18 protein-coding genes are annotated in these 20,864 nt (G+C 66.7%); 4 read left to right on the forward strand and 14 right to left on the reverse strand.

Annotated features, from left to right (window positions below; all coding sequences use genetic code 11):
* Positions 1–12: 12 nt before the first annotated feature.
* The 3 genes from M8J74_RS15320 to M8J74_RS15330 form a co-directional block, all read right to left on the reverse strand.
* The gene (locus tag M8J74_RS15320; RefSeq protein WP_249836922.1) at positions 13–360 is read right to left on the reverse strand and encodes a DUF1330 domain-containing protein; all 348 of its coding nucleotides are present in this window, start codon (positions 358–360) and stop codon (positions 13–15) included.
* Positions 361–518: 158 nt separating this feature from the next.
* On the reverse strand, positions 519–737 hold the full coding sequence (locus M8J74_RS15325; protein WP_249836923.1) for a DUF397 domain-containing protein: 219 nt from the start codon (positions 735–737) through the stop codon (positions 519–521).
* Positions 738–1,583: a helix-turn-helix domain-containing protein gene (locus M8J74_RS15330; RefSeq protein WP_249836924.1), complete on the reverse strand. Its 846-nt coding sequence runs from the start codon at positions 1,581–1,583 to the stop codon at positions 738–740. It abuts the gene before it with no gap.
* Between the two features lie 220 nt (positions 1,584–1,803).
* Between M8J74_RS15330 and M8J74_RS15335 the strand changes: the two genes are divergently transcribed.
* Positions 1,804–2,436 (forward strand): ATP-binding protein, encoded by a 633-nt coding sequence (locus M8J74_RS15335; RefSeq protein WP_249836925.1) that lies wholly within the window; start codon positions 1,804–1,806, stop codon positions 2,434–2,436.
* A gap of 259 nt (positions 2,437–2,695) precedes the next feature.
* On the opposite strand, the gene M8J74_RS15340 is transcribed toward M8J74_RS15335, so the two are convergent.
* From M8J74_RS15340 to M8J74_RS15390, 10 genes are all read right to left on the reverse strand, one after another.
* Positions 2,696–4,045 carry a DNA cytosine methyltransferase gene (locus M8J74_RS15340; RefSeq protein WP_249836926.1) on the reverse strand — a complete coding sequence of 450 codons (1,350 nt, stop codon included), beginning with the start codon at positions 4,043–4,045 and terminating at the stop codon, positions 2,696–2,698.
* Between the two features lie 9 nt (positions 4,046–4,054).
* On the reverse strand, positions 4,055–5,827 hold the full coding sequence (locus M8J74_RS44830) for a DNA cytosine methyltransferase (RefSeq protein ID WP_308406051.1): 1,773 nt from the start codon (positions 5,825–5,827) through the stop codon (positions 4,055–4,057).
* Complete coding sequence (locus M8J74_RS15355; RefSeq protein WP_249836927.1) at positions 5,827–6,681, reverse strand: hypothetical protein; 855 nt, start codon at positions 6,679–6,681, stop codon at positions 5,827–5,829. The genes M8J74_RS44830 and M8J74_RS15355 overlap by 1 nt, the downstream gene beginning before the upstream one ends.
* A 38-nt stretch (positions 6,682–6,719) precedes the next feature.
* Positions 6,720–8,693: a hypothetical protein gene (locus M8J74_RS15360; RefSeq protein ID WP_249836928.1), complete on the reverse strand. Its 1,974-nt coding sequence runs from the start codon at positions 8,691–8,693 to the stop codon at positions 6,720–6,722.
* Positions 8,690–9,715: a PD-(D/E)XK motif protein gene (locus M8J74_RS15365; protein ID WP_249836929.1), complete on the reverse strand. Its 1,026-nt coding sequence runs from the start codon at positions 9,713–9,715 to the stop codon at positions 8,690–8,692. Before M8J74_RS15365 ends, M8J74_RS15360 begins: the two co-directional genes overlap by 4 nt.
* The gene (locus M8J74_RS15370; RefSeq protein WP_249836930.1) at positions 9,712–12,270 is read right to left on the reverse strand and encodes a Z1 domain-containing protein; all 2,559 of its coding nucleotides are present in this window, start codon (positions 12,268–12,270) and stop codon (positions 9,712–9,714) included. The genes M8J74_RS15365 and M8J74_RS15370 overlap by 4 nt, the downstream gene beginning before the upstream one ends.
* Before the next feature lie 281 nt (positions 12,271–12,551).
* The gene (locus tag M8J74_RS15375; protein ID WP_249836999.1) at positions 12,552–12,944 is read right to left on the reverse strand and encodes a very short patch repair endonuclease; all 393 of its coding nucleotides are present in this window, start codon (positions 12,942–12,944) and stop codon (positions 12,552–12,554) included.
* Between the two features lie 545 nt (positions 12,945–13,489).
* Positions 13,490–14,500, reverse strand: a complete 1,011-nt coding sequence (locus tag M8J74_RS15380) for a hypothetical protein (protein ID WP_249836931.1) — start codon at positions 14,498–14,500, stop codon at positions 13,490–13,492.
* 178 nt (positions 14,501–14,678) lie between these two features.
* Entirely contained in the window at positions 14,679–15,866 is a 1,188-nt protein-coding gene (locus tag M8J74_RS15385) for an MFS transporter (protein ID WP_249836932.1), read from the reverse strand.
* Positions 15,867–15,916: 50 nt separating this feature from the next.
* Entirely contained in the window at positions 15,917–17,389 is a 1,473-nt protein-coding gene (locus M8J74_RS15390; protein ID WP_058925087.1) for a glycoside hydrolase, read from the reverse strand.
* A gap of 251 nt (positions 17,390–17,640) precedes the next feature.
* Between M8J74_RS15390 and M8J74_RS15395 the strand changes: the two genes are divergently transcribed.
* Positions 17,641–18,426, forward strand: a complete 786-nt coding sequence (locus tag M8J74_RS15395) for a class E sortase (protein ID WP_249836933.1) — start codon at positions 17,641–17,643, stop codon at positions 18,424–18,426.
* A gap of 32 nt (positions 18,427–18,458) precedes the next feature.
* Here the strand turns inward: M8J74_RS15395 and M8J74_RS15400 are convergent, their stop codons facing one another.
* Positions 18,459–19,877: an MFS transporter gene (locus tag M8J74_RS15400; protein WP_249836934.1), complete on the reverse strand. Its 1,419-nt coding sequence runs from the start codon at positions 19,875–19,877 to the stop codon at positions 18,459–18,461.
* Positions 19,878–19,945: 68 nt separating this feature from the next.
* On the opposite strand from M8J74_RS15400, the gene M8J74_RS15405 reads away from it, so the two are divergent.
* The gene (locus M8J74_RS15405) at positions 19,946–20,473 is read left to right on the forward strand and encodes a winged helix-turn-helix transcriptional regulator (protein ID WP_249836935.1); all 528 of its coding nucleotides are present in this window, start codon (positions 19,946–19,948) and stop codon (positions 20,471–20,473) included.
* A 47-nt stretch (positions 20,474–20,520) separates the two neighbouring features.
* A complete protein-coding gene (locus M8J74_RS15410; RefSeq protein WP_249836936.1) occupies positions 20,521–20,832 on the forward strand; it encodes a DUF6412 domain-containing protein in 312 nt (103 codons plus the stop codon).
* Positions 20,833–20,864 lie beyond the last annotated feature (32 nt).

The raw sequence follows: 20,864 nt of genomic DNA on the forward strand, positions 1-20,864 counted from the left end.
CGCGACGGCCCGCTACTCCTGGGCCATGCCCTCGCGCATCGCCTTCGCGGTGGTCGCCGGGTCGTACCCCTCGGGCACGCCCGGCACGAGGATGATGTCCCCGACGACGTGCCGCGACCGCAGCGGCGCGATCTCCTGGTACGCGGCCGAATCCCACCAGGCCCGCGCCTCCTCCATCCCCGGAAACCCGATCACCACCACATGCCCGGGCCAGCTCCCCTCCTTCACCTCATGCTGCGAGGCATGCACCAGAAACCGCCCGCCGTACGGCTCGAACGTCGCACTGATCCGCTCGATGTACTCGGCGATCTCGGGGTGCGGGGTGGCCTCACGGAGATGGGCTATGGCGTAGGCGGGCATGGGGTCCTCCTGGGTCGGTCCTGCTTCTGAGGGTTTAACAGGCTGTGTCCGTCTTGCGGTGACGATCGTGGCAGGTGGTCCTGGGGGGAGGCCATTACCTGGCAGGTAGCGGGCGGGTCGGGGGCCGGAACGCGGGGGTCGCGTCGCATATCCCCTACCTACGCGCTTGGCGTGTCTCTGCTTGCAGAGACTGCCGCCAAGAAGCTGGCCCATGCCGACACTGACAGCCTGAGGTGCTGGCCTTCCGGCTGTTTGGAGTCCCGCACGAGCACTCCGGACGGGTCGAAGGCGGCCTCCACACACTCGGTCGTATTGCCCCCGCTGTACGAGGACTTGAACCAGACGGGTATGGCGGCCGTCCGGGAGCCGACGGACATTCACAACTCCTTGCGGGCGTGATCAATCATGGCGGATGAAGCTTCCATGTCCAACGCTTGTGCCCGCAGGTACTCGAACGCAAGTCTGTATCGCTCCAGTTCCTCGTCTTTCTCCAGGAAGAGGGAGCCGGTGTGGAAGTCGACGTACACCACGTCGAGGGCCGGCTCGGTGCCGCCGATGATCACAAAGCTCCCAAGGGCTGCGGCATGGGCGCCCTTGGAAAAGGGGAGTACTTGAAGCGTCGTGTGCGGCGACTCGTTCGCTTCGAGCAGCCGGCCGAGCTGTTCCTTCATCGTCTGCGGTGATCCGACCACGCGGCGGATGACGGACTCGTCGAGGATCGCCCAAAGCTGCAGGGGTTTCGGGCGGGTGAGGATTTGCTGCCGCTTCATGCGGATATCGACCAGCCGTTCGATATCCGCCGCCTCCAAGGGCACCTCATTGGCCTTCTGGAGTGCGGTGCTGTAGGCGCGAGTCTGCAGAAGGCCGGGCACGTAGACGCAGGAGAAGTGACTCTCACGCAGGGCCTCGTCCTCTAGTGTGAGCAGCAAGTTCATGCTCTCGGGAATCGAGTCGGCGAATGAACTCCACCAACCCTGCTGTTTGGCGTCCTTGGCAAGGCCGACAACAGCTTTGCGCTCAGCCTCCGTTGCTCCGTACTCACGGCACAGAGCATCGACCACGATCCACTTGACCGGTCCGGACTGGGTTTCGTATCGACTCACGGTCGCCTTGGACACACCGACGAGCAGCCCGGCCTCCTCAAGGGTCAACCCCTTGCGGGCACGCAACTTGCGCATCATGGCGCCCAGTTGACGGCGCCGGGTGGTGGTTCGTTCGGCCATGGGGCTCCTTCGCCAAGTGTCGGGCGGGCAGGCCCGGAAATCCCCATCAGGCTAGGCAGCGCGTACGGGCGCCCACCATTCGATTCACTCGATAGATTCTCGTGAGAAGTTACACAGTAAGACTTCTCTGTGGCATCCTCGCGTTTACGGATCGCTACGCACCGAAGTCGTACGGATACGGCGGGCACTTGAGTGTGCGGTGCGGGAGGGAGGAGTGGTCATGCCTGGCCTTGAAGTCACCGAGCCCCGACTCCGCTGTGTGTTGCCCTTCGAGGCGGTGCCGGCGGAAGTGCGGCTGTTGCGGAGAGCCGCGGCAACACAGCTGACCCGGTGGGGGATCCCCGTTGCTACGGAAGAGGCCGAACTGCTCGTCACGGAGTTGGCGACCAATGTTGTGAAGCACGTCGGTGAGGGTGGGACAGCTGCCTTGATCCTCGAGTGGCGAGGCGAGCGGCTTCGCCTCGAAGTGCATGACAAAAGCCGGGTGATGCCCTCTCCGGACTTTGCGCACTATGACGCGGAGTGTGGCCGTGGCCTGCAGCTGCTTGCGGCTCTGGCGGTGGACTGGGGTGCGGCGCTGACCGTGGCGGGTAAGGCGGTCTGGTGTGAGATCTCGACCAGTGCGGGACGCGGCTGTCAACGGATTGAACGAGCTGCCGTAGCGCTTGAGAACTACCAGAGGATCAGCGACACCTTCGCTCTACGAGGCGTCGGTCGGGAAACGGGTCTTGAGGAATCGGCCGTCGCGCTGATCGCGGATTTGCTTCACTGGACCGCTGCTCGGGGAGATGATCCGGACGACATTCTCGATCGTGCTCAGATGCACTACGAAGCTGAGCTGGAAGCCGCTTAGGCGATCGTCTCAGTGCCGATGGTGTGGGCGACGGCATGATGCCGCTACTCAGATGTGGATCTGTCAAGACTCCTGGCTCCTGGTGAGCATGCTCCAGGACCTGCTACTTGTCCCGCTGCGGATACGTGAATGCGTATGACGGCTCTCTCGAGTCACCTGTTGTTCGCTTCCAGCGTGGACGAGCAGACTGGCCCACTTGGACTGCGGGTGGGCAGTCTTCCAGCGACTGGCCCAGCCAGGCATTGAGTCCGTTACCGGATCAACCTCTCAGATAGGTGTGGACTACGGAGGCAATGGCGGTACCGAGTGGGATGGGTACCGCATTGCCGATCTGCCGCGCGATGTCGGTCTTTGAGCCGCACCAACGGAAACCGAGCGGAAAACCTTGGATCCGAGCGGCCTCGTAATGAGTGATGGGACGCGCAGCAACGGGGTGCAGGTAACGACCCTTTTCGGGCTTGAAGAATTCAGTGCGAATGGTCACCGAGGGCTCGCCCAGGCGAAGCCGACCCATGACGTCACCCGTACCCGTGTTGTGATTGTCCCAGCTCTCGGTCGACAGATACTTCACGGGAGTCGACACGCCGGATGGTTTGGACGTTTCAAAGATTCGAATCTCTCCGTCGCGGTCTACCGTGTACCACTTGCCGCGCAAGTCTTTGCGGTTGCCGCCTTCGGGGATGGCTTTATAGCGGGCCATTGAGAGAGGCTCTGGGTTGCGGCCGAAGTGAAGGTCGGTAGTCGTGAAAATCCCGGGGACGCGTGCATCTACGTCGGGAATATATTCTTTGCTGTCAGGGAGTTCGGTGCCTCGCAGTGCGAGCTGTGCTGATTCTTCGAATACTTCGTCGACCGCCTGCCAGTACAAGGGCATCGCGTCAATTCCGTCGAGTGGCTGAGCCCGGCCGGCGCTGCCGCGCCTGATACGACGGAAATGTGTCGTCGTGGGGTATTTCATGATGCGCCCATCGGCAAGGTCCTTGCGGACGCCAATCACAATGGCGCGGCGACGCGCTTGAACCGCACCATAGTCGGCTGCGTTGAGAAGATAGCGCTTGTATTTCTTCTCTTCCGCCTCTCCCGGCTCATGGCCTGGGGGATCGACCAATCGATATTCGGACAGTCGGCCACCCTCTTCTACTTCACGGAGAAGGTTGAGGAATTCGTCCGATTTGAGGAATCGATCGACATTTTCAATGACGAAAACTTTCGGGCGGATTTTCGCGACGATGCGAACGTATTCCTCCCACAATCGATTGCGTTCGGCTCCTTTCTTGTGGCGATTAAGGGCGGAAAATCCTTGGCATGGCGGCCCCCCGACCACTACGTCGGCATGGAGCGCCTCCTCTGTCGGCTTCCACTCCTCGATGTCCTCGAGGTGGACGCGGGCAGGAGGCAGCCCGCTCTCTGATTTGCTCCCGAAGTTCACCGCGTACGTGGCCGCCGCAGCGAGATCGTGCTCGACTGCCGCGACACTGCGGAAGACGGGTCCGCCGTCCTCCGCCCCCTCCGGACGAAACTCGTGAAACCCCTGAGTGAAGCCGCCGCATCCACTGAAAAGATCAAGGACAGTGACGGGCTCGAGTGCGAGGGGGCGGGGCGTGCTCATGAGGGGATCTTAGCCGCGCAGGGCGGCCGAGATGGAGCGGCCGATGGCAGTCGCGAGGGGTGGTGGCATCGCATGACCGATCTGACGGTACCTGGACGTCTTTCCGCCGGCGAACCTCCATTCCTCGGGGATCGCTTGGATCAACGAGGCCTGTCCGACTGTCAGCTTGGGCAGGCCGTCGGTCGGAAAGTCTTCTCCCGGGGGCTCGTCACCGAGGCTGTTGCCATTTACACCCAGCGTGGCCCACGCGTTCTTGGTGCCAGTGGGACCGAGATCGGCCCCTCCGCGACGATCGGAGCCGCCTACGAGAGCGGGGGCGATTCGGTCGGCGCCTTTGATCCAGCGTTCTGCGCCCGGCCATCCGTGCGCCGACATGGAGGGTCCGAGAACTTGGCCTACGGACGGTGGTGGCGCCTCGTGCGGCTCGGGCCAGGAGAAGCGGGAGAAGTACGGCGCCTGCAGAGCGACCAGGAAGCCACTGCTGCGATTCTGCGGCACGCCGAAGTCGGCGGCGTTGAGGACTCGCCAACTCCAGTTGTAACCGGCCTCCCTGAGTTCGGCCTCGATCCACGCGCGGTCGGACGCGAAGGCCGGGTTCTCGACCAGGTCCGGCACATTTTCCAAGACCACTGCCTTGGGGAGGATGGCACGTACCAGTGCTACGGCGGCTCTGAGGACAGCACGCTCCTCCGCATCCTCTGCTCGGCCGACGCTGGCAGGTGACTTCACTCTGGGGAGTCCACCGCTGACCAGATCGACTCCAACAATATCGGGGCGCTCGCCGGGGTGGAAATGTTCGATGTCGATACAGACCACGTCCCACTCGGGCCGATTCAGATCAATCGTGAAGCAGGCATCGGCTTTGTTGTCGATGAGCAGGACGGGGTCGAATCCGGCTCGTTCCAGTCCGAGTGCCTGGGCTCCGGCCCCGGCGCAGATTTCCACCGAGCGAAACCGACGCGGCTCGATCGTCTCCGGCGGCGTGAGCCCGGGTACTGGGGTCTGCTCCGCAGATGACGCAGAAGCCGACATCGCCCGCTGCGCATTGACGGACTCGGCGGCTACAGCGCGTAGTTCCTGATCCAGTGCCTGCTCCTCGATGCCGTCGAAGAGTACGAAAGGGGCGAGCCGCAACAACCTCTTGAGGAAGTCGCGCAGTGTCTCACGCTCGTTCAGACCGGACAGATCGAGATCTTTCCAGACGCGGAGAATGGCTCGCACCATGTGCGGACTACCGCCGAGCGCCGCTCGGCGGGCGTAGATCTGGTCGAACGCAGCCTCACCGAGAATCTTGAGAGCGCCGTACGGATCAGTGGACTCGGAAGAACGAACAAGCTGGGCCCGCCACCACATCCGACCGAACACGTGCCGTGTCAGGTCGGTGCCGAGGACACGGTCTTTGGGTGGCAGTGGATAGCGCCAGAAGGCCACATCCGGAAGCAGCACGAGTGCGAGGAAGGCCCAGACGTCCCGTGAGGCCGCCTCGGCCGGCACCATGCCCATTTCGGAGTGCAGCAGAGCGGCGAGCCGAAGGTCGAAGTCCGCATTGCGGGCCCGATCGGACTCGTCCGGGAAGCCGGCCTGTTTGGCTAGGTCCACCACCCCCACACGCAACTCTTGAAGCTGCGCCGAGGAGATGCGGTCACCACCGGTGGCGACGAAGACCGCAGAGCCGTGGGTAGTAGCCACTCGACTCGTGAGGTCGGCGATGGTCAGGTGCCTGTACTCGTCGAAGAGCGGTCTTGCCTGCTCGGGCAGCAGCCTGGGGTAGAGGAAGCTCATCAGGACACCTCGAAGATTTTGACCGCCGCCTGCAGATCCGAGGCGAACAGAGCTGGCGACTGCCGTTGGCGCAAACGGATGTCGGCGATCGATTGCCCGGGGAAGAGCTGGTCGAACAGGCTCAGCATGGTGGCGCCCAACGAGCCCACGGGGAAGTCGGAGTCTTCCGCGAAGTCGTCGTGGCTGAGCGCGTGTTCGATCATGACTCTCGCTGCGTCCGCATAGACGGCAGAGAGCACGATTCGATCCACAGGGCGTGGTTTTGCGGCGTTCTCGAACGCGGTGGTAGTAACTGTGTTCTTCGCATTGACGAGAAGGAGCAGCGAGCCCATCGTGGCGCTCTCCAGGCTTCCATTGATCTGCAGGTGCCAGGCCGCATGATCAGGGAAGGACGTCAGTGCAAAGTCGATCACGGCCATGGGGAACTGTGGCGCGTCGCCCTGCAGGCGCAGGAACTTGCGGTCACTCCACAACACGGAGCCCGCTCGCCTGGGAGAGGACGGCCGGACATCGTTCCGTCGCTCGGCCAGGACGAGTGCGGTGTCGAGCATGAGCAACCCGCCCAGATCGGCGCCTGGGAGTCGAAACTCGAGTTCCACGGTGCAGGTACCACGGTCGGTCAGGCGCATGTGGCGAGCCGGTCCACTGAGGTTCGACCCGGTGGCCGTCCACACGGCCGCGAGTACGAGTGCTGTGTCAGTTGGCAGACCTGCTTGGGCACGTGCCCGGTCCAGGTCGACCCGGACGAGCCTGCGGAGGTGCAGGTCCATCTGGTAGTCCCAGTCCGGTAGGGCCTCGGGCAGCTCAATGTCGCCGTCCGCTGTGACGAGTTGCCATGCCTCGGCGGTGGCCACGTCCTCGGAGGGGACGCGATAAGGAAGAACGCGTCGAGTCACGATGTCTTCACCGCCTCGACCCTGACACCGATCTCGGTCATGGTGTCGGGAGCCGGCCTGACAAGAGCCCGCCAGACCGATTCACCGCCGTCGATTACGCAGGACTCGGATGTGTGCAGGTAGCCGGTGCCGTCCTCCCATCCGATCAGGACGGGCTTGCTTGCTCCGATGGGCGGATCCGTCTCACGGCCTCCGGTGCCGGGAAGAGTGACGGCCAGATCGATTCGGACCTGCTGCGGTCCGGGAACAGGCAGCCGGAACTCCTGGACGAGTACGGATTCATTGCCGCGGTCGTCGTAATAGGGCTCGCCGACGTACTGCACCCGGGGGCGTTGACGTGGTCCGGTACTGCTTGTTCCGGATGAAGGCGGGAACGAGTTGGCGTTGCCGTCGTATTCGCCGAAGCCGGCCGCCTTGCCCTTGGTGGACGGTGTGGGCAAGGGACGGCCTGTGGACGAACGGGGTGCCGCATTCTCGGCGTCGTCGGGCCTCGAGGCGCGCATGCTGGTGCCGCCGGGCTTCGCGTAGGACGTGGCTCCGCCGATTCCCCACGCGCCACCGACGAGCCCTGAGAAGAGTGAACTGGCCGCGCCCAGAGCGACGTTACTCGCCCCGGCGCGGGCGCCGCCTCCGAGAGAGAGCAAATTGTTCAGCTCATCGTGGATTCGACGGAAGGTGGTCTGAACGAATGTGCTCTCAGGCCGTACGAGCGACTGTGGGTTCCAGGCATCGTGCGTGGGTGGTTCGGCCTTCGCATAAGTGTCGTCCATGGCTTCGTCGGCCCGGAAGACTCCCGCGTATCCTTGGTTAACGCTTGGGGGCTTCGGACCGGCGTGGTACGTGACAACAAGCTCTGCCGGCCGCATCAGACACACGTGATGGACGACATCCTCGATGTCGAGCAGGAGCGATGCCCGTGTCGGTTCCAACGGTGGCATGATCCGCTTCACGAGTCCGAGACGCCCCAGATACCGCTTGGGTTTCAGGCAGTGCAAGTCTCTGCCGTCCGGGCCCGCCATCGACTCGTAGGCGGCGACGAACATATTGAGAGGACGTGTCTCCCGAGGGTCGGGAACGGAGTGCTCGATGCCATCGCAGGTCACGGTGAACCTCATGGCGGCCTGTTTACCGTCGACAGAAATCATCTTCGGCCAGAGGTGCCATGTGATGGTCTCTGCAAGGTAGCGGGCTGCCTCGGGTGCAGGAAGGTCGTCAAGGTCCGGCTCGATGACGAGGACCGTCGTACCAGTCTCTTCCGCGCCGAAAGGTCTGAGACCCAGACGCTGAGCTGCCGTTTCGGCCTCTCGACCCACCAGGGGCTCGACAACCGCACGCGATGTATTGCCCCACCAGTGCCGACCCGTGTAGCGGCGACTCTCACTGGATTTACCGGCCACATAGCTCTTCCAGAGAGCGCAGCCGATGAGCCGGGTTTCGTAGCCTCCTTCAGCCGTGCGGCAGCGGGAGTGAACAAGGATGGAGCCGGACTTGGACAGCAGATAGAAGATGCCCTTTCCGAAACCGTAAGTCCCTCCACCCAAGTCGGTGTCTCGTGGTTCGCCTATGTTGCGGATGAATGAGACGAAGTCCCGGTCGGCGCCCACGGCATCGTCTGCGCGAGTCGGTCCTCCAAGGCCTCGGGTACCGCGATCCGAGACGGCCAGAACCCGGACCGGGCCGCGCCTCAGAGCGTCGTACAGGGGGAAGGTCTCCGTGCCCGAGGGGGCGCCGTTGAGAAGCAGTTCTCTCCATGCACTCATGTATGCCGGACCGACAGTCCACATGTCGATTCGGAAGTCCACCGGCGAAGGGGACCGTACGAGACGGGCGTCCCAGCTGTTCTGAGCAGACTCGCGCACCAGGATGGTGAGCAGATCGAGTTCCGGACGACCGAGTTGGTTGCGGATTCCTTCGGCGGCGCTCGCGCCCTCCGGGGGATAGGGCTGCGAGTACCAGCGTGGCGCCGTCATACGGACTCCTCGATCATTTTCTTGATCAAGTGGGCCACTTCCTCGGACGTGAGCGAGGCGGGAGTCTCACTGGACAGATCTATGGTGTATTCGACATCCAGTATCGAGACAGGCACACCGGCTGCGCCGAGTTCCTCGGTCGTCAGCCCGGGGAAATCAGCATCGACCCTGTACCAACGCTCCTCGCTGATGACGAAGCGCACATCGCGATAGTGATCGGCGTCCGAAGAGTTGTATCCGGCCGCCGCGAGGAGGTCGAGCAAGGTTCGTTCGTCGTCGCAGAGCCGAAGTGTCTCTTCAATCAAGTCCACGAAACCGGCACCCGCCTCGTCCCCGGCCGCGCGTTGCAGGCGGAACCATGCCAGACAGAGAGTTCCACCCTGCGGCGCCTCAAGCTGGTCAAGTCCGTGAATGCGTGGTCTTCTCCCTTCGCTTGCTGTGGTCGCCTTGACTTCGACGGCGGTCTTGCCGGCCGTGAAGTCATGACGGTGCCTCTCGGGCCCACGCCAGAGGCGGTGCGCGCTGGAGTCTTTCTGAAGGAGTCGACGGAGTACGAGCAACTCGCCGTACATGCCAGCCAGTTGGTCGGGGCCCAGTACTGTTCCGTGCGCTCGGAAAAGGGCCTTCCACCGGTCCAGAACGCGGTACATCGCCTTCACCGGATTTTCGGGAAGCTCCCGCGCCGCGCCCAAAACATCCACACACAGCTCCGTGAACAAATCGTTGAGGTCTGTACGCAGACAGGCGAGATCGGCGTACGTCTGGTAGGCCTCCTCGTCCTCGAGAGCTCGTTTGTGCAGGCGGAGCACGGGTCCGTCGAGCCCAGGCCGCACTTTGCGGTGAGCGTGAATCGGTACCAACAGGTGGCGATGTCCATCGTGGTCGACGGCCAATGCCAAGGCTCCATTGCTGCTGTCGACAGGCAACTGCGAGACACGCAGGCTTCGTTCACCCGTAGTCTGCTCGGCAGCGAGTGCCGTCCAGCGATCCTCGACGACCGTGCCGAGCGCATCCTTGTTCATGCGTCCTCGCTGTCGAGAGGACTGTAGTCCTCGTCCTCGATCCTGACGTTGGACAGGTCGGCGGAGATGTAGTTCTCCACAGTGCTGTCCGCTTCCCACGGTTCAGGGAAGACGAGGCCGACACCGATCACGTGGTCCTCCGCGTTCAGAGGCGCACGAAGCTTTTTCGACGGACTTGGCTCGGACACCTTGTCGATGGGATACAGGACGAGCAGACCTGTGTCCGGAAGCTTGTCACGGCGCATGTCCATGATGCCTTTTTCGGTCAACTTACCGGTGTCGCCGTCGAGATCAATTGCAGCATCACGACGGCTCATGAGGGTCTTGATGTCCGCGAAGTCATGGTCGGGATTGGTTACTGCGAGGCGGGCACGAGAATTCAGCCCCACAACGACATTGGGGACGAACTCGTAGTCCTCCCCCTTGCCTCGAGGGTTGCCGACGATCGCGACATTCCATCGCTTGAGTGAGTCTGCTGCCGATACTCGCTTCCGAATATAGCCAACAATCAAATCGGCGTCGTTCTCCGGAGATTTCTCGTGGAACTTGTATTTCTCCAGGAATGAGATCACCACGTCGTGCGGCACATCACGGAAGACATATCGGCCGTCTGCGGAGCGATCCTCCACCCTGACCGCGTTCGCAAGAGAGGCAGTCACAAGAGCACGCGCAGCGTCGGTGTTGCCGCGCAGCCAATCCGCGTTGGTGTGGAAGTAGTGGGTCTGGACCCGCTTGCCGCCGTAGGACGCGGCCGCTCGAACGGCACCGCGCATCTTGGCTGCCGCAGTCACCCGCAGCGCGGGGTGGGTCCGCAGACGCACGGCGAAGGTGAGAGGCGTCTCGTCCTCGGTCATGTAGATGTCGATGTCACGCCGCATTTCGGTCTCAACGGTGGCCAGATGACGGAACCACTCGGCCAACTCGTCGGTCATCCAAATACGGGGCAGATCGGCGTAACCACCTCGAAAACCGAACCAGCGGCCCATCTGGAGGAGTGTGTCGTAAGCAGAGACGGCTCGGACGAAGTAGCTGACTGACAGCCCTTCCAGTGTCAGGCCGCGCGAAAGGGTGTTGCCGCCCACGGCGATTGCCACGACTGGACCGTTCTCGTAGTCGAGACGATCCTCGCTACTGGAGTTGTCCATGATGACGCGGCAGCTGTCGAGGACTCCTCGCAGCTCGGGTACCAGGTCGTCGAAGGCCACCTTCGACTCTTCGAAGTCCTCGGCCGGAACTCGAGCAGTCTCCTGTTCCCATAGGTCACGGAGGCCGGCTATGAACCCGGGATCCGTCAAGGATCGTGCCGCCTTGTCGCGCAGGTGCTCCAGAGGCCTCTTGAAACTGTTGTGAACGGAGGTGTTGACGCTCGTGTGGATCAGCATCGTGCTGTGCGGGTTGCCTGTGCCACGTACACGCCTCGCGGCGGTGACCAACCAGAAGTACTCTATTGCTCGGCGCAGGGTGTCGGTAATGACGGGCTCGAAGCCTTCGACGTCGGCCTTCGTGGTGGGGCGTACGAGTGGTACGTCCTCTTCGGGAACCGACCTGATCATGTCGTGGCCATCGTCCACCTGCTCAGGGTCTTCACCGTCGAGCGCGTAGCGCCCGAACAAGACCTCGGTGCCGAAGTGACCATGCGGCTTCGGCAGATTGACCACGAAGTGCTCGGGGTACAGGTCCTTCGCGCTCGGGTCGATCAGCAGGTTCGCGAATGGTGAAGCCGTGTACCCGACATATGCGCACCTCGGTAGGGAACCCATGATGTCAAGAATCAGTGGGTTGATGGATTTCGTCGCCACTGTGGCCTGATCGGCCTCGTCGTCGATGATCAGTGCGGGGCAGTCCTCAAGATAGTCGGACGCCTTCTCGAGCCATCGGGCGAGTTTGCGCAGCACCGTCGCGTTCTTCTTCACCACGCACAGGACCCGCGTCTTGTTGCTCTTCCCGAAGTACGAAGCCGGGTTCTCCTGCGGGGTGAAATCCTTCTCCAGGCCGGTGAGTTGGGACCACATGGAGGGGTTGGGCTCAACAAGTTGCTGTACCAGGCGGGCCTGGGTCTGGCGGCGCAGACCGTTGTGAATGCCTGCGAGGACGATGAACAACTTGTATCCGCGGTCGGCGGCCTTGGCCATGACCGACGTGAAGTTGGTCGTCTTGCCGGACTGCACATAGCCGACCACAAGGCCTCGGGTGGAGAACGCTTTTTCTTTCGGATGATTCAGTAGCGAGACGACTCGAGTGGAGGAGTCGTCCAGACTGTTGATGGCAGGGTCCTGAGGCCACCCGTCCTTGCGAAGCAGGTCGACAACTGCCGGCCAGCATTTGTCCTTGGCCTGAGGGCCTGTGTACCAGGTGTCGCGGCCATCCGTGACCACCGCGTGTGGTTCGTCCATCTCCCTGATGCGTATGGTCTGCTGCTCGTGACGCTCCCGTATCCGTTCGACGATGTCCTGACTGACACCGAGCTGTTCCAGGCGCTTGACCGCTTCCGAAGGAGGAAACCCTTCCAGGAGCGCCTTGAACGTTTCGTACATACCATCGAATTCATCGGACATGAGGCGCCCGTTCCCCGTTCCACTCACCCGGCCAGTCGACTCACCGGGCCTGCCCGAATCAGTGGATGGCTCCGTGAAGGGCACAGGCACCTTGGCGAGCGCCGGCACGCCACTGCCATATGACGTCTACACACTATTGGCTGAGATAGACGTGGATACAGGGAACCAATACAACGATCAATCATCACCTCGTGGGTGAGTAGATCCGCGGTACATGAGTGCCTCGGCCGACGTGGCCCCAGGCGCGCGTGGTCACCGGGATCGGGCATCGGTGGTCGCCTTCAGGTCCGCCTGGGAAACGATCGCCGCGACGCGACGGTTTCCGCGATCTGCTGAGCCACCTCTGCAGCGGACTCGTGCTCCCAGAACCTCAGGACGGTCCAGCCGGCAGCACGTAGGTGATCCGTTGTCTCACGATCACGTGCCATGTTCTTGTCGAGCTTGGTGCGCCACCACTCTGCGTTGGCTTTCGGCTGCGTCGCGTGCTGGGGGCAGCCGTGCCAGAAGCAACCATCCATGAAGACCGCGATCTTGAGCTTGCCGAAGACGATGTCGATCGTGCGGCGCGGGGCCCCTGGTACGGGCACGTTCACCCGGTACCGCAGGCCTTCAGCATGCAGGAGCCGTCGCACCGCGACCTCGGGTGCTGTGTCGCGTGAACCTTGTCGGCTCATGCGGGCCGAGACGGAGGGGGAGGACGGGACGGTATCTGGCACGTGAGCATTCTGCCGGCGTCTCCAATGTGTGGGAGCGCCCGCGCCAATCCGGAGGACGCCGAGGCAGGAGGATGACTACGCCCGCCAAGGCGTTGGCGTTCGGCGCATCGCCGGCAATCCGCATGTCGTCGCAGCGCTGGGCGACTTGGAGGTGGCGGCGTGGGACGCAATGGCAGTGCGGCCCTGGCGTCGGGAGGCGGGCGGCCCCGCTGGGCAGTCACCGTAGGGCCGCCCGCTTCTTCGCAGTGTCGTGCCTCCGCGGCCTGCCTCAAGGGCGCTGCGCGTCGCCTGCGGCGATGGCCCTCCGGGCCACCCTTGACCCAGGCCGCTCCAGCACGGGTGAGAAGCGAGCGGGCGGCCTGGGGAAAGTGGGCGTCAGGGGCGGATGGGCGGACGCGGGTCGTCCGGTGGGCCGGGGTCGCAGGCGCGTCTGCCCTTGGGGGCACGCCGGGCTCGTTCAGCGGCCTGCGGGAGTGCTCCGGCGTACGGGCGTCGTGGCGCTGCTAGGCGCTGTGGCACCCCTCGTACCCCCGCCCCGACCCGCACCAGCACACCGCCCCCCGCTGCGGCGGCCACTCCACGGCGCGTCCTCGGGCCGCCAGTGTGGTCGCGTACTGGGGGAGGAGGTCCGTGTCCGAGGGGGAGGTGCCTTCCGAGGCGGCGAAGGCCTCGTACGACGGGACCGTGCCCGTGACGATTCCCAGGTTCGGCGTGCCGCTGGACGCCAGCTCCCGCAGCGAGGCCTCTATCGTCGCGAGGTGGGTCTCGTGGGAGGGGTACTCCTCGGCCAGGGCCGGGTACGCGGCCACCAGTTCCGCCAGCTCGTTCGCCGGCCAGTGCAGGACCGCCACCGGGAACGGGCGGGACAGGGCCTCCCGGTAGGTGCCGAGCTCCGCGCGCAGGCGGGAGATCTCCGCCTGCAGTTCCGCCGGGTTGTCCGAGCCCAGGGACCACACCCGCTTGGGGTCGTGCAGTTCGTCCAGGGGGACCGGTGCGGTGGAGAGGGTGTCGGCCAGGACGTCCCAGTCGTCGTGCGCCACGCCCAGCATGCGGCGGACCCGGTGGCGGCCGAAGAGCAGCGGGTGCGTCGAGTACGGGGGCTCCGCCACGTCCGTCAGCAGCAGCCGGGCGCCCTCCGTGAACGTCTCGTGGGCCGCCTCCAGCTCGTCGTGCGCCTCCAGGGACTCCGCCACGATCACCCAGGGCGCCGGGTCGCGGGGTGCTGCCACACGGATGCCGGTGATGATGGCCCTGGCCTCGGCCTCGTGGCCGTACTCCCAGAGGTTGGAGGCCTTCAGGGCCCGTACCAGATAGGGGTTCTCCAGGCCGTCCGCGGAGGAGAGCAGGCGGTCGTAGAGGGTGGTCGCGGCGGGGCGGTCGCCGGACAGTTCCAGGTGGGCCGCGGCCTGGAGGAGCAGGGCCTCGGCGTCCTCGGGATACAGGCCGGCGGTTCGCTCCAGGCGGGCCGCTTCGGCGGTGTGGTCGACGTTCTCGGCAGGCGTGTCGGGGCGCATGAGGGAAACCGTACTGCCCCTCGCTGACGATGAAGAGGTCCGTGCTGGTCACGGGACGGCTCAGCGGGGGGGCGAGGCCCGGGTCCACGACGGCTCAGCCGCGGAGCGTGCCGGCGAGGCCCAGCCTCACGACGGCTCAGCCGCGGAGCGTGCCGGCGAGGGGCAGCCTCACGACGGCTCAGCGGCGCGGTACGGGCTCGCGTGCCGCCCGGGCCATCGTCAGCAGGCCGGCCAGCACGAGGGCCGCGCCCACGTACAGCGGTGCCGTGTAGCCCAGGCCCGCGCTGATCGCCGCCCCGCCCAGCCACGCGCCCAGCGCGTTGCCGACGTTCGACGCCGAGACGTTGGCGCCGGCCGCGAGCGGCACTCCGTGGGCGGCGTCCGTGACGCGGGTGATCAGGCCGGGGACGGGGGCGAAGCCGGCCGCGCCCAGGAGGAAGGTGAGGACTGCGGCCGCCACCGGGCTGCCGGCCAGCAGGCCCAGTGCCAGGAGGGTCGCCGTGAGCGCGGCCAGGGACACCAGCAGGGTGCGGTCGCGGTCGCGGTCCGCCGCCCGGCCGCCCACGATGTTGCCGACGGCCAGCCCGCTGCCGTAGACCACCAGCAGCCAGGCGACGTCCGTGTCCGAGAAGCCCGTGACCTCGGTGAAGGTGTAGGCGATGTAGCTGAAGGCGCCGAACATGCCGCCGTAGCCGAGGGCCGTGGCGGTCAGGGTCAGCCACACCTGGCGTGCGCGCAGGGAGCGAAGCTGGGCCGGCAGGGCGATGAGCGCCTCCTCGCCCGGCTCCGGTCTGCCCGCCCACGCCGGTACCAGTACCGCGATCGCCACCGCCGCCACGACGCCGACCCCGGTGATCGCCCAGAACGTCGCCCGCCAGCCCCAGCGGTCGCCGATCAGCGCGCCGAAGGGGACGCCCAGGACGTTCGCCGCCGTCAGGCCCGCGAACATCACCGCCACCGCCCGCGACGCGCGCTCCGGTGCGACCATGCGGCGCGCCACCAGGGAGCCGAGGCCGAAGAAGGTGCCGTGGCAGAGGGCGGCGACCATGCGGCCCAGGAGCATCACCGGGTAGTCGGGCGCGAGCGCCGAGAGGAGGTTTCCCGCGACGAACAGCACCACCAGGCCGGTCAGGACCGGTTTGCGGGGCAGCCGCGCGGTCGCGGCCGTCACCGCGATCGCGCCGACCGCGACGGTCAGGGCGTATCCGGAGATCAGCCGGCCGGCCGCGGCCTCGGACACGGCGAGGTCGCGGGCCAGCTGGGGCAGCAGTCCGGCGATCACGAACTCGGTCAGCCCGATGCCGAAACCGCCGAGGGCGAGGGCGAGCAGTCCGGCCGGGAGCCGGGCGGGCGGCGACCCGGTCACCGGTGTTGTCCGGCGACCGGACCCCGCCCGCGCGGCGGAGCGGTCCCGTGTCAGACCGTCACTCCGTCGATCTGCAGCGTCTGCACCGCCTTGCCCGCCACCGACACCGCGACGGACTTCCCGTTGAGGTAGGTGTCGGAGTACGACCGGTAGAGGTCGCCGCCCGTCGTCACCGTGTTCCAGCGCGGCACGAGGCCGCCCGAACCGCCGGTCACCGTCGTGAACTTGGAGAGGTCGAAGGTGAACGTCTGGGCGGATGTGGAGGTGTTGAGGGCCACGATCACCAGGCGCCTGGCCGAGGAGTCGTAGGCGGCGACCGCGTTGCTCACGCCCGTGTCGAGGATCTTCATGCCGGGCCGGATGTGCCGGCTGAACTGGGCCATCGTGTAGTACTTCGTCTGCACCGCGCCCGCCTGCAGGGTGCTCGCGTCGTACGCGATCATCGCCCAGTTGGTGGAGGGGTCCATGACCTGCCAGTAGACCCAGGCGGTCGGGTGCAGCCAGCGGAAGTCGTACAGGAGGTTGAAGGCGAGGGTGTAGCCGGTGCCGTCGTTGTCGCCGGTCTCCGAGTTCCACAGGGCCTTGCCCGCCGTCGTCACCACGTCCGTGTAGAGCAGGTCTCTACGGCCGCCGGAGCCCTGGTAGCCGTGGACGTTGACGCGGTTGACGTAGCCCTTGGTGGTGGCGGAGAAGGAGTTCCAGGTGGTGCGGGCCAGGTCGTAGCTCGTCTCGTCGGACGCCGAGATCCTCGTGCCCGTCAGGCCCCGCTTGTCCAACTCGCTGCGCAGGTAGGGCAGTACGGCCGACTGGACCGTCGCGTCCATGTGGCAGCCCTCCTGGGTGCCGGTGGCCGTCCACCAGGACGAGGAGGGCTCGTTGAAGGCCTCGACGGTCGCGAAGTTCACACCCCAGTTGTTCTTGGCGTAGAGGGCCACCGCGGCGAGGTGGGAGGCGTGCTGCCGGTAGTTCCAGGACTGGAGGTTGTTGCCGCCGTCGGAGGCGCCGGAGGGGTTGTGGTTCAGGCACATCCACCACATGGGGGAGTTGGCGAAGAGCTCGGTGGTCGCGCCGCGGGCCACCGCCTTCGTCAGCATCGCGCGCTGGGTGGCGTCCGCCGTCCACTTCCAGGCCGAGGAGGCGGGGTCCTCGTTGTTCCAGTCCTGCCAGTAGCCCTCGATCTGCTTGAAGGCGGGGATGTTGGGGGAGACGGCCATGCTCTCGCCGCCCACGGTGTTCCAGCTGCATCCGCCCAGGTTGTAGCGGGCGATGTTCATCCCGAGGCCGGGCAGCGAAGTGCCGTTGTACGTCGTGGACTTGGTGGTGAAGAAGATGTCGGCGAAGTCGTCCCGGCCGCCGAAGACGTTGGCCCACCAGGCCAGGGAGGTGCCCCAGCCCTCCCAGGTGCCGTAGGAGGTGCCGGGGGAGACGGCGATCGTGGCGTCGGCGCGTGCGGTGCCGGTGGCGAGGGCGCTGCCCAGGACGGCTCCGCCGGCCGCTGTCAGCAGGGTTCTGCGTCGGATCATGGCTACTGCTCCGCTTCGTTCGGCGGGGTGTGCGGGCCGGTCCCGAGCCGGCGCGCGACCCGGCGGGGTGGCGTGTCCCGTGCATGCCACGACGAAGCATCGGGGGTGCCGTGCGGGGTTGTCGAGGGTTGCGACAGCACTTTCTAAAACCTGTGTACGAAGGGTCGAACGGCGCCTGCCGCTGGTGAGTTGAAGGCCCTGCGCCTATCGTGCGGGCGGCTCGGTGCGGGGCCGGGAGGCGAGGCGTGCGGATGCGGGTTCGCGTGGTGCAGCACAGCAATCTGCGGCGGTCGCTCCGGCGGCGCCGCGCGCTGTGGACCGGGGGCGAGGTCCTCGTCACCGCGGGGCTGGTGCTCCTGCTGCTCGTCGTCCATCAGCTGTGGTGGACCAACCGGGAGGCCCGGCGCGGCGCCGAGCACAAGGTGCAGGCGCTGGAGCGGCAGTGGGGTGCCGGTGCCGGTGGAGGCGGTGGCAGCGGTGACCAGGACGGCTCCGGTACGGCCGCCTCGGCCCCGCCGGTCCGTGCGGGGAGCGGCGCTCGGGTCCGCGGGCACTCCGGCGCGGCCCCGTCGTCACGCCCCGTCCGGTCCCAGGCCTACGCCGTCCTCGTCATCCCCCGCCTCGGTCTGCGCGTCCCGGTCGCCGAGGGCGTCAGCAAGCAGAACGTCCTGAACAAGGGCTACGTCGGTCACTACATCGGCACCCAACAGCCGGGCCAGACGGGCAACTTCGCGGTCGCGGGTCACCGCAACACCCATGGCGAGCCCTTCCGGTACATCAATCGGCTGCGGCCGAGGGATCTGGTGGAGGTGGAGACGCGCGACGCGACCTACACGTACGCCGTCGACCGGACCCTGCCGCAGACGTCGGCCCGTGACTCGGGGGTCGTGCGGCCGATTCCGCGCTCTCTCGTCCGGCCCGGGTACGGGTACAGCGAGCCCGGCTCCTACATCACCCTGACGACCTGCACACCGGAGTTCACCTCCCGCTACCGCCTGGTGGTGTGGGGCAGGCTGGTCGCCGTGCGCCCGCGCTGAGAGCCAACCCACCCGGCCTCCGCCCGGTCCCCTCACGCCCGCTCTCGCAGCCCCACCACGGCCACCGCCGCCACCAGTGCCAGTACCGCCGACACCGTCATCGCGATGTCCGCGCCGTGGCCCGGGCCGCCGCCCGACGACGTGACGATCGCGATGGTCAGGGCGACACCGGCGCAGGAGCCGATGTAGCGGAAGGTCTGCTGGGCGCCGGACCCCATGGCGGCGCGGGCCGCCGGCACCGACTCCACCGCGAGCAGGGGCAGCGCGGCGTTGAGCAGGCCGCTGCCGATGCCGCCCACGATCAGGCCGGGCAGCAGCCGGTGCCAGGAGCCCGAGCCGATGGCGCCGAGCATGGTCAGGACGCCGACCGCGTGCAGGGCGAAGCCGACCGCCAGCTGCCAACGGGTGGAGACCCGGCCCGCCAGCCGCTTGGCCTGCAGGGCCACCCCGAAGGACAGGCCCGACCAGAGCAGCAGCAGCCAGGCGGTGTCCAGCGCGGACATCCCGAGCACCTGCTGGAGCAGCGCCGGCACGAAGCTGAACAGGCCGATCACCGCGAGGCCCGTGAACAGCCCGCTCACGGAGGAGGCCAGGAAGCGGGGGTGGCGGAGCAGCGAGAGGTCGATCATGGGGGTCGTCGTACGGCGCTCCAGCCGGGCGAAGACGCCCACCAGCAGGACGGCCGCCAGCAACAGGCCGCCCACCTGCGGGCGCAGCCAGCCGTCCCGGCCGAGGGTGAGGGCGGCGACCAGGGAGACCAGTGCCAGCCCGAACGTCAGGGCGCCCGCCAGGTCCGGTCGTCCGCCTCTCGGGGAGCGCGACTCCGACAGGGGGCGCACGCCCGCCGCGGCCACCGCCAGGGCCAGCGCGCCCAGCACGCCGTAGGCCACCCGCCAGCCGGGCAGGGCGCCCGCCACCAGCGGGCCGACCGCGATCCCGCCGCTGACGAAGGCTCCCCACACACCGGTCGCGTGCAGCCGGCCGCGCGGGCTGGGATAGGCGTGCACCAGCAGGCCCAGGCTGCTCGCCAGGATCGCCGCGCTCGCGGCGCCCTGGGCGATGCGAGCGAGCGTGAACTGCCAGGTGGAGGAGGTCAGCGCACCGAGGACGGTGGTCAGGCCGAGGGCGAGGGTGCCCAGCAGGAAGATCCTGCGCCGGCCGTAGTCGTCGGCGAGGCTGCCGGCCACCAGCAGGAGGGCGGCCAGGCCCAGCGGGGTGCCGTTGAGGAGCCAGGCCTGGGCGGACGGCGAGGTGTGCAGGGCGGCCGCGGTGCCGGGGAGCGTGACCATCGGCGCGGTGTACGTCATCAGGGCGACGGCCGTCGCCGCGCTGGTCACGGCAAGGGTGGCGCGCGGGTGCGGGGGTGCCTCCGCGGAGGGCGCCGGTGTCGTCGTCCGCGGCCCGGTGGGCGCGTCGGACCGCGTGAGAGTTCGTTCATTGAACCTAGCCATGCCGTGCACCGTAGCACTGAAGGTTCGTTCATTGAACCTATGGGTGGGAAATGGTTACAGTGGGCGCCATGGCACTGGGCAAGGACTACGCGACACAGGAGTGCTCCATCGCTCGCGCGCTGGAGATCGTCGGCGAGCGCTGGACCCTGCTCGTCGTCCGCGACGCGCTGTACGGCGTCCGGCGCTACAACGACTTCCTCGTCCACCTCGGCATCCCCCGCGCGGTCCTCGCCGCCCGCCTCCAGACGCTGACGGCCGAGGGAATCCTGGAGAAGCGCCGCTACCAGCAGTCACCCCCGCGCGACGAGTACGTCATCACCGAGCGCGGCATCGCCCTGTGGCCGACGCTGCGCTCCCTCGGCCGCTGGGGCCGCGAGCACTTCGCCGAGGAACCAGTGCGCGTCTTCCGGCACGCCGACTGCGGCACCGAACTCGGTCCGTACGGCGAATGCCCCGCCTGTGGAACCGTCGTGCCGGTCGCGGACGTCGTCATGGAGCCGGGACCCGGTCTGAGCCCGGACCCGGCGGACCCCGTCAGCCGGGCCCTGCTCGCACCGAAGAGGCTCCTGGAGCCGATCGAGACCGGTCAGGTATAACCGACGGCAGGGAAGACAGCCGTACGAGCGAGGGAAGGGGGGAAGCCGTGATCCGCGACCGGATCGGCGCGCGCCCCTTCGCCGTGCTCGTCCTGCTGCTCCTGCAGATCGCCCTGTTCGACACCGGCACCCTCGCCGCCACCGTCGCGCTGGCCGCCACCGCCGCGGCCGGTTCCGCGCTCGCCGCCTGTGCCCTCGTCGCCGCGCGCTGCGCCCCGGCCGTACCGCCCACCCGGGTGCGCACGGCGATCCGGGACCGCGCCCGCCGTACCGCCTTCCTGCCGCAGCGCGACCCCGACGCCAGGGGGCGCACCCGGCCCCGGGCCCCCGGATCGGCCCTTCCGGCGACCGCCGCGTAGGGCACGCGCACCACCTCGCACCGGCCCCTCGC

Origin of the sequence: Streptomyces panaciradicis, assembly GCF_023516615.1 — a bacterium.
Lineage (GTDB): Bacteria > Actinomycetota > Actinomycetes > Streptomycetales > Streptomycetaceae > Streptomyces > Streptomyces panaciradicis.